Origin of the sequence: Bartonella sp. W8122 (assembly GCF_016102485.1) — a bacterium.
Taxonomy (GTDB): Bacteria; Pseudomonadota; Alphaproteobacteria; order Rhizobiales; family Rhizobiaceae; genus Bartonella; species Bartonella apihabitans.
Genome location: NZ_JACFOO010000001.1, coordinates 1,217,574 through 1,230,162 on the forward strand (window position 1 = coordinate 1,217,574; position 12,589 = coordinate 1,230,162).

The 12,589-nt window shown below is 45.4% G+C and carries 13 protein-coding genes; 9 read left to right on the forward strand and 4 right to left on the reverse strand.

From position 1 onward, the window contains the following. The first annotated feature begins 37 nt into the window (after positions 1–37). On the forward strand, positions 38–1,375 hold the full coding sequence (locus H3S83_RS05350) for a dihydroorotase (RefSeq protein ID WP_198239120.1): 1,338 nt from the start codon (positions 38–40) through the stop codon (positions 1,373–1,375). A gap of 9 nt (positions 1,376–1,384) precedes the next feature. Further along, entirely contained in the window at positions 1,385–2,089 is a 705-nt protein-coding gene (locus H3S83_RS05355; protein ID WP_198239121.1) for an HAD family hydrolase, read from the forward strand. Between the two features lie 91 nt (positions 2,090–2,180). On the opposite strand, the gene H3S83_RS05360 is transcribed toward H3S83_RS05355, so the two are convergent. From H3S83_RS05360 to H3S83_RS05370, 3 genes are all read right to left on the reverse strand, one after another. After that, positions 2,181–2,849: a hypothetical protein gene (locus tag H3S83_RS05360; protein WP_198239122.1), complete on the reverse strand. Its 669-nt coding sequence runs from the start codon at positions 2,847–2,849 to the stop codon at positions 2,181–2,183. Between the two features lie 14 nt (positions 2,850–2,863). Next, on the reverse strand, positions 2,864–3,121 hold the full coding sequence (locus H3S83_RS05365; RefSeq protein ID WP_077970950.1) for a hypothetical protein: 258 nt from the start codon (positions 3,119–3,121) through the stop codon (positions 2,864–2,866). A gap of 83 nt (positions 3,122–3,204) precedes the next feature. Further along, positions 3,205–3,576: a TIGR02301 family protein gene (locus H3S83_RS05370; RefSeq protein WP_077970952.1), complete on the reverse strand. Its 372-nt coding sequence runs from the start codon at positions 3,574–3,576 to the stop codon at positions 3,205–3,207. A 351-nt stretch (positions 3,577–3,927) separates the two neighbouring features. Here H3S83_RS05370 and H3S83_RS05375 point away from each other — a divergent pair, with 351 nt between their 5' ends. From H3S83_RS05375 to rarD, 4 genes are all read left to right on the forward strand, one after another. Continuing rightward, positions 3,928–4,719 carry an SOS response-associated peptidase gene (locus H3S83_RS05375; protein WP_198239123.1) on the forward strand — a complete coding sequence of 264 codons (792 nt, stop codon included), beginning with the start codon at positions 3,928–3,930 and terminating at the stop codon, positions 4,717–4,719. A 102-nt stretch (positions 4,720–4,821) separates the two neighbouring features. Then, on the forward strand, positions 4,822–6,327 hold the full coding sequence (gene cysS / locus H3S83_RS05380) for a cysteine--tRNA ligase (protein WP_198239124.1): 1,506 nt from the start codon (positions 4,822–4,824) through the stop codon (positions 6,325–6,327). Between the two features lie 45 nt (positions 6,328–6,372). Further along, positions 6,373–7,041, forward strand: a complete 669-nt coding sequence (locus tag H3S83_RS05385; RefSeq protein WP_198232290.1) for a DUF421 domain-containing protein — start codon at positions 6,373–6,375, stop codon at positions 7,039–7,041. A gap of 38 nt (positions 7,042–7,079) precedes the next feature. Then, positions 7,080–8,042, forward strand: coding sequence for an EamA family transporter RarD (rarD, locus tag H3S83_RS05390; RefSeq protein WP_370541337.1), 963 nt, complete (start codon positions 7,080–7,082; stop codon positions 8,040–8,042). A 94-nt stretch (positions 8,043–8,136) separates the two neighbouring features. On the opposite strand, the gene H3S83_RS05395 is transcribed toward rarD, so the two are convergent. Next, on the reverse strand, positions 8,137–8,712 hold the full coding sequence (locus tag H3S83_RS05395; protein WP_198239125.1) for a TIGR00730 family Rossman fold protein: 576 nt from the start codon (positions 8,710–8,712) through the stop codon (positions 8,137–8,139). 169 nt (positions 8,713–8,881) lie between these two features. Between H3S83_RS05395 and H3S83_RS05400 the strand changes: the two genes are divergently transcribed. From H3S83_RS05400 to H3S83_RS05410, 3 genes are all read left to right on the forward strand, one after another. Next, positions 8,882–9,889, forward strand: coding sequence for a LysM peptidoglycan-binding domain-containing protein (locus tag H3S83_RS05400; RefSeq protein WP_198239126.1), 1,008 nt, complete (start codon positions 8,882–8,884; stop codon positions 9,887–9,889). Further along, positions 9,886–11,766: an ABC transporter ATP-binding protein/permease gene (locus H3S83_RS05405; protein ID WP_198239127.1), complete on the forward strand. Its 1,881-nt coding sequence runs from the start codon at positions 9,886–9,888 to the stop codon at positions 11,764–11,766. Before H3S83_RS05400 ends, H3S83_RS05405 begins: the two co-directional genes overlap by 4 nt. Positions 11,767–11,886: 120 nt before the next feature. After that, the gene (locus tag H3S83_RS05410; RefSeq protein ID WP_198225764.1) at positions 11,887–12,585 is read left to right on the forward strand and encodes a phosphatidylserine decarboxylase; all 699 of its coding nucleotides are present in this window, start codon (positions 11,887–11,889) and stop codon (positions 12,583–12,585) included. The last annotated feature ends 4 nt before the right edge of the window (positions 12,586–12,589 follow it).

Sequence of the window (12,589 nt, forward strand, 5' to 3'; positions counted from 1 at the left end):
TAATCGGTATAGTTATGGGCTGCAAGGAGCAAAAGTAATGTCGAGAACATTTGATAAAATTTTTAAAGGCGGAACAGTTGTCAATCATGACGGTATCGGTCAAAGGGACATTGGCATTGTTGATGGACGCATCGCTGAAATAGGCGATCTGTCGGCTTGTTCGGCTGGTGAAACGGTTGACTGCACGGGACTTCATATTCTGCCCGGAATGATTGATAGTCAGGTGCATTTTCGCGAACCCGGTGGCGAATATAAAGAAGATCTTGAAACCGGTTCACGTTCTGCCGTATTGGGCGGAGTGACAGCAGTCTTTGAAATGCCGAATACCAATCCATTGACAACAAGTGAGGCTGCCCTTGCCGACAAAGTGAAACGCGGCTACCACCGGATGCATTGCGACTTTGCTTTCTGGGTCGGCGGAACACATGAAAATGCCCGTGATGTCGGTGAGCTCGAACGTTTACCCGGTGCTGCCGGTATAAAGGTATTCATGGGGTCATCAACTGGTAATCTGCTGGTTGCCGATGATGAAGGTGTTACCGAAATCCTGAAACACACCCACCGTCGGGCGGCATTCCACTCCGAAGATGAAGCACGGCTTAACGAACGCAAACATTTGCGTGTTGAAGGAGACCCGACGTCCCATCCGGTTTGGCGCGACGTGGAAGCAGCACTTCGTTGCACAAAAAGGCTTGTAAAAATTGCCCATAAAACCGGTGCACGCATTCACGTTCTTCATGTTTCAACAGCCGAAGAAATCGAGTTTCTCAAAGACCATAAGGATGTTGCCACTCTGGAAGCAACGCAACATCATTTGACTTTGACAGCAGATGATTATGCCCGCCTTGGTACACTCATCCAGATGAACCCGCCAATCCGTGAAAGCCGCCATCGTGCCGGCATATGGTATGGCGTCAGACAAGGCATTATTGATGTTCTCGGTTCCGACCATGCACCGCATACATTGGAAGAAAAGCACAAAACCTATCCGGCTTCTCCGTCCGGCATGACCGGTGTCCAGACCACAGCTGCCATTATGCTTGACCATGTCAACGCTGGCAGGCTTTCGCTGGAACGCTTTGTCGATCTTACCTCCCATGGCCCCAATCGTGTTTTCGGTATCAGCCGCAAGGGGCGTATTGCCGCCGGCTATGATGCTGATCTCACAATTGTCGATTTGAAACGTGAAGAAATTATCCGTAACGACCAAATCGGATCGAAAGCCGGTTGGACTCCTTATGACGGCAAGAAGGTCAAGGGGTGGCCGGTTGGCACGATCATTCGCGGGAAAACTGTTATGTGGCAGGGTGAAATCGTTACACCATCAACCGGTGAGCCGATCGAATTTCTGGAATGCCTGCACCACACAAACTGATTATGCAGAATGGGCATCAAAACTGTCGGCCTTGATGCCGATGATACGCTTTGGCATAACGAGAAAACATTTCGGGAGGCTGAACAATATTTTGTTCAGCTTCTTGGACGTTGTGCCGATAACGAAATAATTGAGCGTACACTTTTTTCGACAATTGCACGTAACCTCGGCCTTTACGGCTACGGTTTCAAATCATTCACACTTTCAATGATCGAAACAGCGAGTCACCTTTATAACGAGGTTATCCCGTCTTCAAAGATGAGAGAGATCATTTCGCTTGGTCAATCCTTGATGGATAAACCGGTAAACCTGATCAACGGTGTCGTCGAAGGGCTTGAAGCACTCCGTAAAAATTACCGTTTGTTGCTGATAAGCAAAGGCGATCTCGTCGAGCAAAACCGAAAGGTCGAAAAATCGGGATTGAAAAGCTATTTTGATGGCATCGAAATTGTCAGTCATAAAGACAAAACCGCTTATGAAGAACTGTTAAAACGTAACAGAGTGGATAGAAACGAATTTGTAATGGTCGGTAATTCGTTGAAATCGGATATTCTGCCCGCTCTCGAAGCAGGTGCTTATGCAGTCTACATACCCTATGATATTACTTGGGTTCATGAAATTGCCGATGAACCGGATGACAATGGCCGCTATTTCAAAGTCGACAAGTTTGCCGATCTTCCCGATCTTTTAAAGATGATCGACCACAAAGGGTAAACCGTTCTTTCCACCACATGGAATGGTGAAGCTTATACAGTGGGAAGACCCGCTTTAACATCATCGTTATTCGGTTGGCTGAAGAAAACGATTAATCGCCGGTGATAAAAAACCGCCATTTACCGTCAGGTGTAATACCAATTCTGAAAAAGGAATATGTGCCGATTTCTTTCATTTGTTCAAGATCACCGGCCGTCATAATCTGGAATAGCTCGACAAGCTGAGGCTTTGAAAGATTATCGATCGGCATGGCAACGAAATAGGGCCAGACGTAAATTTCCTCGTCGTCTTCGTCGTTAAGATGCACATAACCGGAATTGAGAAGGTCAATCATGATAGCCATGGTTTCAAGCCCATCACCATCACCGGAAAGCTGCTTGATATAAGCGATCGGATCCTTGACATTATCGGAAACGGAAAGTTGCGTCGGGTCGCTACTTGTGCCGAGTAAGGGTTTCAGATTGTTGACATCACCACTTTTTGCCGCATCAATAATTTTTTGCCGCATCAATTTAACAGGTGCGGGCAGTTTTTCGATATCGTATTCAACCTTTGGTGGCGTATCGTCGTTGTTCGAAGTTTTACTTTTCTTCGCTTCCGGTAACGGAATAGGATTTGCGGCGTCATCTACTTTCGGGACATCGGTGTGCACTTTTATATCGTCATTGGTCATATCTGTTGACGCAATGCTAACAGAACTGGCCACAGGAGAAGCAAGTGCCAAAGCCGCCAAGAGCAAACAAAAACCGAATGATTTCAATGAAATAAAATCCTTTATTGAATCGTTTTATGATCGCTAAGTTCACCCATTACGACTTTATCGCGCATATGGGATAGAAATTTGAGTACCTGTTTTTCGTTACGCGCCTGTAGTAAATATTTAAGCGCGGTATCAAAGGCCGCTTCGGCCAGAATTTCCGGCTCGATACCGTTGGAAATACCGCCAACCCAAGCTTCGGATTGAAATTCATGGGCTGCGTGTTTTTGCTCTTCAGCGATAATGGCCGAAAGATCAGTATTCGTTTGGCTCATCAGTGAACTCGTTCTATCAGTGCTATTTAGTGAAATACATTAGCACAATTTCGCCGCCTGTCAGTCTTAATAGTCAAAAAGGGTTAATTGCCGTACCGGTTCAAAAGCTCATGTGAAAGGGCTGTTCCTTCCTTGATATAACGGCGATCAGCATCAACGGCTGCTTTTGTGCATGTGTGATAATTATCCGAGAAAGCGCGATAAGCATCGTTGAAGCTTGCGTAAAGTCGTGCACGACGCGTTGGTGTCGGGTTTTCGGCTTTGATTAGCTCTTCCATCTTGTCGCGCCACAGGGATGTCTTCTCTCCGCATAGATTGCGCAAGTAATGGAGTGAACCAAGTATTTCGGCAAGCCGCAACATTTTGGCATCATATTGGGGAACCGGCTCGGCATCGGCCGGCGCAGCAGCAAAAAGAAAAGCCATAATAACAAGAGTTTTCAAATACTTGTTCATGTTTTCGGACTCATTTTGTTATTCAGACAAAAAGCTATCTTGATAAGGATATTTCTATAGGTCTTTTTGAAGCTTATAAGCAATGCCAAAACGTAACCGGAGATTTTGAAATGCCGGAGTTTTTGTCGATCAAGTCCATTAGCTTATATTTTGTTTTTGCTGGCTAGACCGGCTATGGTGACCATAAATTTCCTGACTTTTTCCGCGAAGAGAGATTGGTCTTTTGTCTTTACGATACATATTTTCCAGAGACGGTAAGAATATTCAGGCGACAGCAATTGCCATTTTCCGTTTGGAAAAGCCGGTTTTTGATCGCAAAAAACTTGGATTGTTGAATTAAGAAGGGTAGCCATGTGTGGGCGGTATGAGCTTGATGCCTCGAAAGACGAGGTTGCCAATGCATTTGATGCTTGGATAGAAGAAGATTTCCCGAAACGCTATAATATTGCGCCAACACAACCGATTTTGGTTATCAAGGCACCTGAAGCCTATCGCGATGCTTTATCGAACAAACCCAAACATGATGCCTTACTTGTGCGCTGGGGATTCATTCCTTCCTGGACAAAAAATCCCGATCAATGGCCGCTAACATTCAATATACGTTCCGAAACAGTAGCGGTGAAAAAGTCTTTTACCAATGCGCTTCGTCATCACCGTGTCATTATTCCGGCAACAGGTTTTTATGAATGGAAAAAACAGTCTCGCGGCAGATCACAGCCTTATCACGCTGCACTTGACGATCACTCTATCATCGGTTTTGCCGGTCTCATGGAAACATGGAGTGGTAGTGAAGGCTCGCAAATCGACACGGCTGCTATTTTGACAACAGAGGCAAAATCGCCGCTTTCAGAAATCCACCACCGTATGCCCGTCATTGTCAGGCGGGAAGATATTGGTAGATGGCTTGATTGCCGGAATTTTCGCCCTGCCGATGTTATGGATATTTTAAAAAATACACCAGCCGAGCACCTTCATGTTTATCCTGTGTCCGATAAAATCAATAATGCTGCTTATTCAAGGAGCGATGTGAAAGAAAGGATAAATCCTGTCGAAGATTCCGGCGACAAAGCTCAACAGCAAAACAATAAGGATCAAAAACGGGGGAAAAGTCCAAAGAATAAAGACCAGTTTGATCTTTTCTAAATGCGTCACTGGAATATTTAAGGATAATTAGGGTAAATGCCTTAACTGTTTTTGAGTAGCTTGGCAAAGTTTTGGCCTTACCTGACAGACGAAAGACGATTGATGACCAATTTGCATTTTTATAACACGTTGACGAGAACAAAAGAGGATTTTCATCCGATAGACGCCAATAAAGTGCGCCTTTATGTTTGCGGCCCTACAGTTTATGACTATGCCCACATCGGCAATGCGCGTCCGGTCGTGGTCTTTGACGTTTTGTTCAGGTTATTGCGTCATGTCTATGGAAATGACCATGTTATTTATGCTCGCAACATTACGGATGTGGATGACAAAATCAATGCACGTGCTGCCCGCGATTATCCGGAACTGCCGTTAAATGATGCTATCCGCATTCTAACAGAAAAAACCAACAAGCAGTTTCAGGAAGATGTGGCGGCTCTCGGTTGCTTAACGCCTACAACGCAACCACGTGCGACAGATAATCTCGATAATATGCGCGCAATGATCGAACGGTTGATCGAACGTGGTCACGCTTATGTTGCAGAAGATCATGTGTTGTTTTCTGTTTCCAGTATGGGAGATCATCCCCGTTATGGTGCTTTGGCGCGCCGCTCGCTTGATGAAATGATGGCTGGAGCCCGTGTTGATGTTGCTGCCTATAAACGTGACGAAATGGATTTCGTTTTGTGGAAACCCTCGAAAGAGGGGGAACCGGGTTGGCCTTCACCTGCGGGAATTAAAGCCAAAGGGCGTCCGGGCTGGCACATAGAATGTTCCGCAATGTCTATGGCGAAATTGTTGGTACCCTTTGGGGGTGGTCTCACATGCGATAATCCTGCCAATAATGTTTTCGATATTCATGGTGGCGGTATTGATCTGGTTTTTCCCCATCATGAAAACGAGATTGCTCAAAGCTGTTCGGCCTTTGGAACAGAGCGCATGGCAAATTTATGGATGCATAATGGTTTTCTACAGGTTGAAGGGCAGAAAATGTCCAAAAGTCTGGGTAATTTTATTACCATTCATGATGTGTTGGAGACCGAACTTGCGGAACTATCTTCCGATATTGATGAAACGATGCGTCATCAATGGGTGGGGTTAAGTGCGCGTCTTTCGATGTTGCAAACGCATTATCGTGAACCGTTAAACTGGACAGCCCAGCGCCTTGCGGACTCAAGTACCGAACTCTATCGCTGGTATGAACTGCTACGCCAGAAAAACGTTCGTTCTTCAACTCCGGCACATCCTGCAGACGAGCTTGTCGATGCTCTGGGAGAGGATCTCAATTGCTGGAGCGCCATCACCCATCTGCGCCAATATTATAAATCGGAGAATGTTAGAGCACTCAAGTCCGGTATGGAGCTTATGGGGTTGTTGCATAACGACTGGTTGGATGAAGACACTTGCCCGCTCTTTAATAAAAAAAGCGGCATTGATAGCGAGTATGTCGAGAGCCAAATTGCCAAACGCTTGTCGTTTATCAAAGAGAAAAATTGGGCTGAAGCAGATCGTATCAGAGACGAGCTTGGAAACAAAAATATATCGCTGAGGGACGAGAAAAATCCGCAAACAGGCGAACGCGTGACACATTGGGAAATCAAACATTAATCCCGCCAGAATTCGCCACTGGCAATGATAAAGAAGGTGTAACGAATGGATTACCTTTTGGGTTATGGCTATGTGGCACTCAAACTTTTTATAGGACTTGCAGTTTTTTTGCTGGTGCTTCGAACAAGCGGTCGGGGAAGTCTCAGTCAAATGACACCGACTGACTTGATCAGCAATTTTGTTATGGGCGGTATTATCGGCGGCGTCATCTATAATCCGAAAATCACTGTTATCCAGTTACTGATTGTTTTGATTATCTGGCAATTACTGGTTATCGGGCTGAATTACCTCCGTCGACATTCGGTGTTTTTTCATAATCTTGTCGCAGGTGGCGATGTTGCACTGGTGCTTGACGGAAAATTCCAGATGGATGAAATCAAGCGGCTCAATATTGATGTGAACGACTTTGCAACCATGCTCAGAATCAAGGGGTGCGCACTTCACGAAGTTGCCTTTGCACGTCTTGAATCAAATGGCAGTCTTTCGGTTATCCGCAAGGAAGAAGGCAAAAACGCAACGCTTGTGGTCAAGAATGGTAGCATTGTTGATGGCAGTCTCGACGAAATAGGAAAAGATGAAGCCTGGCTCGAAGAGCAGTTAAAGAAGAAAAAAGTTTCCATTGATGATATCTATGCCGCCGAGTGGTACGAGGAAAAAAGCCGTAATGGCAGAACGCGCACTGGACTTTTTATTGTAAAAGGGACTACTTCCTGATTTTTACGAGATTCTGAAAGAGCGGGACCGTTTGACAAATGCTCATGACAAAACCTGTTTCAAAAGAGACTAAAATATTTCCTGCCAATATTTCAGGTTTTTTGGCGGCACTGGGTGCCTATGTCATTTGGGGCATTTTCCCTCTTTATATGAAAGCGGTTGCCCATATTCCGGTGATGGAAGTTGTCGTTCACCGCGTTTTGTGGTCGCTTCCTATAGGTCTTGGTATCATTATTGCGATCGGGCACGGTAGAGCACTTTGGGCTGCATTAAAGCAGCCGAAAATGTTGGCTATGGCCTGTCTCACATCGGCGTTAATTACCGCCAATTGGAGCATCTATATTTGGGCAATCGCCAATAATCATGCTGTTGATGCTGCGCTCGGTTATTATATAAATCCGCTCGTCAATGTCCTGTTGGGGCTCATTTTCTTACGCGAGAGACTTAATCGCTGGCAATGGTGTTCCATCATGTTGGCGATTGTTGCTGTTCTCATTTTAACGATCAATGCCGGCGGCCTGCCGTGGATTGCGATCTTGTTACCGCTGACTTTCGGGTTTTATGCTTTTTTCAGAAAATCTTTACCCATTGGACCGACAGAAGGGTTCTCACTCGAAACATTGATTATGACTATTCCGGCAATCATCGGGTGGGGCTATTTTATTGCAACGGGTCAGGATTATTTTTTCCACGGTACATGGAAAGATGTGGGTCTGCTCGTATTGGCTGGTCCCTTTACCGCAATTCCGTTTATCCTGTTTGCGGTCGGTGCCAAGATGCTGAATTTGACGACCTTGGGGCTGATGCAATATTTAACGCCGACATTCCTATTTTTAATCGCAATTTTCGTTTTTCACGAACCGTTTTCAACAGTGCAACTTTTTGCCTTTTCATTGATCTGGCTGGGTCTTATCGTTTACACCGCAGCCAGCCTTTCAACGATGAAACATAGACAACCAAAAGAAACGATAATCGAACTTAAAAAACATCCGCAAAAATAAGAGATATTTCGACCAAAAAGAACCGACAAATTCCGACAATGGAACGTCGTTCAACTTCAGCTGTGATAGAAGGGCATCGAAAAATTTTAATGCCTTATAATGGGTGGGATTCCTGATTCCTTGAAATGGCGGTGACAATTTTTTCAATGTCGTCAATAACAAGCGGTTTCAGCCTGTGGTCGGAGTGGATGAAGCCTTGTCTTGCCATATGGTCGAGAAGTGCAATCATCGGGTTATAAAAGCCATCTATGTTGGCAAAGGCTATCGGCTTTGTATGCCGCCCAAGTTGGGCCCATGTCATGATCTCGACAATTTCTTCCAGTGTTCCGATGCCACCAGGTAGGGCGAGAAAAGCATCGGAGCGATCGAACATCAATTGTTTGCGCTGGTGCATTGTTTCGGTAACAATGAATTCGTCAAAGAGATCATCATTCTTATTCCTGGCTTCTTTTTTGATAAGAAAATCCGGAATGATTCCTACGACTTTTCCGCCATTGCTTTTTACTGATTGGGCGATTGTACCCATAATGCCGCTCGTTCCTCCACCATAAACAAGCGTAATGCCGGCTTGAGCCAGCAATTGGCCAAGCCGGTTGGCTGATTGGACATAATCGGGATTGTTGCCTGATGAAGAACCACAATAAACACAGATAGAATTGATTTTTTTCATGATTGGTGTTTTGCCGTTTAATAAAATTTTCGTCAAGGAAAAACCTAAGATTGAGGGGAAAACCGAAGATTGAGGAAAAGGATTAATTAAACGGGTTTGGTATTCCGTTTGTGTGGCAAATGGAATAGGACATATAAAGTTTTTTATTGTGCTTTAAACAGGATTGTTCATGGCATTCTTTTTGTCGATGAAAAAATTTGCCGTAACTTTGACGCTCGACTTTATCGCGGCGGTTATTTTGTTTGTCGGCACTCTTCATGCTGACGAATTGAAAAATAATGGACAGCCCGATCAACTTGAAAGTCCGAGTTTCGAGAGTTTCATGTTGAACGATGAAAGCTTTGCCGTCATCGTCGGAAAGGCTCCTGCAAATGCCAAAGTCGAGCTCATCGACGGAGCCCGAAAACTCGGCGAGACAAACGCTGACGACAAAGGCAGCTTCACCCTGACTTTGCAAAAAAAACTCGGGAAAGGTCAATACCATTTTGTCTTAAGAGCGACAGACCAGTCGGGAAAATCATTCACATCGGTTGAAACTGTAACGGTTATTATATCCCATAAAGTCCCGGATGGCATGGCTGCTTTTATGAACGATCCGGCAGGCGCCTCGCGGTTTATTTCCAATGCACCGGGAATAATCGAAATCGGCAAGAAAACGCATAATAATTTTGATGTAACAAGAATTACCTATAAAAACAGTATTCTGACGATCAGCGGTCAGGCTGAAAAGAACATGCAAATCATCGCAACACTCGGAAATATGCGCCTTGGCAGTGACAAGACAGACATTAACGGGAAATTCGAGCTCTCCCGTTTTGTGTCACTTTTTTCCGGTGACCATGTTTTTCGCATTGATTTGTTTAATGACGGCGGAGAAAATGTCGGTTCGTTAGCCATACCTTTTCGTATTGACGAACGTCATCACCCTGTGAACCAGCTTTATCGTGATGGCAAGCCGGTAAAAACCGTAATTGTCGAAAAGGGAGACAGTTTATCGTCTATTGCCGAAAAAGCTTATGGATCAAGCCGTTATAGCGAGGCAATATATTCGGCTAATTCTGCTATCTTAAAAAACCCTGACCATATCACGAAAGGGCAGGAATTGATTTTGCCCGAGATAGACAACTCGCAAAAATCCAAAGCAGCAAATGCCCGGACCAATTTGAAAGAAAAATGACAGAACCAAACAGAGCAAAAACCGTTTCGGCCGATTCCGGAAATACATTTCGTACAATCCTCAATCTTTGGCCTTATATGTGGCCATCCGATCGGCCGGATCTGAAGCTGCGCGTTTTATGGGCAGTTCTTTATCTCGTTTTATCAAAACTGGTTCTGATTTCGGTTCCTTATTTTTTCAAATATGCCACAAATGCTCTGAATGTCGATTATACACCGCCTTCATGGCTTCCGGCTGTTTTTGCCGCGCCATTCATGATGGTTCTTGCCTATAATGTGGCACGAATTTTACAGGCCGGTTTAAACCAGCTACGCGACGCTTTGTTTGCAACAGTCGGTCAGCATGCTGTCAGGAGATTGGCCTACCAGACTTTTGTTCACATGCATGAACTGTCTTTGCGGTTCCATCTTGAAAGGCGAACCGGCGGTTTATCACGTGTGATAGAACGCGGCACGAAAGGCATCGAGGCAATTGTCCGCTTTTCAATATTGAATACAGCACCAACCGTTCTGGAGTTCGCGCTCACTGCCTTGGTGGTCTATATCAGTTACGGCTGGCATTATATGAGCGTTGTCGCAATTACTGTCGGGCTCTATACGTGGTTTACCATCAAGGCAAGCAATTGGCGCATTTCAATTCGCCGTCAGATGAACGAGTCGGATACCGAAGCAAATACGAGGGCAATCGACTCGCTTTTGAATTACGAGACGGTGAAATATTTCGGTAACGAAGACCTTGAGGCAAAACGTTTCGATAGCTCTATGGCAGGCTATGAGAAGGCAGCCATCAAAACGTGGATTTCACTGGGATGGCTCAATTTCGGTCAGGCGGTCATATTCGGCGCCGGCATGGCAACAATGATGCTGATGTCGGCATATGAAGTCATGCATGGCACACAAACGCTTGGCGATTTTGTATTTATCAATGCGCTGCTCATGCAGCTTTCGATACCGCTTAATTTTATCGGTTCGATTTATCGCGAAGTCCGGCAAGGTTTGACAGATATTGAAGCCATGTTTGATCTTCTGGATGTCAAACAGGAAGTGACCGATGCACCCGATGCAAAGCCATTGATTGTTAAAGAAGGCGAAATCCGCTTCAATCATGTCGAATTTTCTTACGATACAAACCGGCAAATTCTAAAAGATATAGATTTTTCAGTACCGGCCGGAAAAACTGTTGCCATAGTCGGGCCTTCAGGGGCGGGAAAATCAACAATTTCAAGGCTGTTATTCCGCTTTTATGACGTTCAAAAAGGCTCGATTATCATTGACGGGCAGGATATCCGTTCAGTGACGCAGAAAAGTTTGCGCAATGCAATCGGCATGGTGCCACAGGATACAGTGCTTTTTAATGATACAATTGCTTATAATATCCGTTACGGTCGTCCGGATGCTTCTGACGAAGAAGTGAAAAAAGCGGCTGAAATGGCGCAAATAGGGGATTTTATTGCCCAATTGCCTGATGGTTACCAGTCAATGGTTGGCGAACGCGGGTTGAAGCTTTCAGGCGGCGAAAAACAGCGTGTTGCTATTGCCCGTACGATTCTCAAAGCTCCACCGATCCTGATACTTGATGAGGCAACATCCGCGCTTGATACGGCAACGGAACTTGAAATCCAATATGCACTTGATGTTGTGAGCCGCGGACGCACGACATTGGTTGTCGCTCACAGACTTTCCACAATCATCGGGGCGGATGAAATTCTTGTTTTGAAAGGCGGACGCATTATCGAACGCGGCAAACATGATGAATTGCTCGCCAAAGGTGGTCTTTATGCTTCAATGTGGCACAAACAGCTTGAAGCTTCCAAGGCAGAAGAACAATTGCGCAAAATTCGCGAGGAAGATGAGTTGGGCATTGTCTCCCCTCATTGACAACGGTCTTGCGTAGAATGATGAAACAAACTATCGCTTTTTTCGCATTGATTGGATAAATAGGAACCGGCTTCGTATTGAACGGGTGGGTACGGTGTAAGATAAATGGGGTATACGCGTATGAGCATTGTAAGATCGGTTCGTAACGGTTTTGCGCCCATCCACAAGGAAGGGTACCCGTTTATCGTCGGATTCTTCATTTTATCGCTGGTTCTCGGCTGGATGTGGGATCCGCTCTTCTGGTTCGGTTTGGTCCTTACTATCTGGTGCATCTATTTTTTTCGCGATCCGGAACGGGTTACGCCGATTGACATGAACCTTGTTATGAGTCCGGCGGATGGCCGCATTTCCTTCGTCGGTATGTTTATGCCGCCAAAGGAACTTGGCTTGGGCAACGAAGAGATGATGCGGGTATCAGTGTTCATGGACATATTTTCCTGCCACATCAATCGCATTCCGATGGATGGCATTGTGAAATCCATCGTCTACCGTCCGGGAAAGTTCGGAAATGCCGAACTCGACAAGGCGAGCGATCATAATGAAAGAAACAGCCTTGTCATTGAAACAGCCCATGGCGATATCGGTGTTGTACAAGTGGCTGGTCTTGTTGCCCGTCGCATAGTATGCTGGTCGAAAGAAAATGAACCTGTGGTCGCAGGCAAACGGTTCGGTCTTATCCGCTTTGGTTCCAGACTTGATGTTTATCTGCCAGCCCATGTAAAATTACGGGTGGCAATCGGGCAGAAGGCTATTGCCGGTGAAACTGTTTTTGCTTCCTTTGACAAAAGCGCGACCATAACAGACTTTAGACTGGATTAGATTT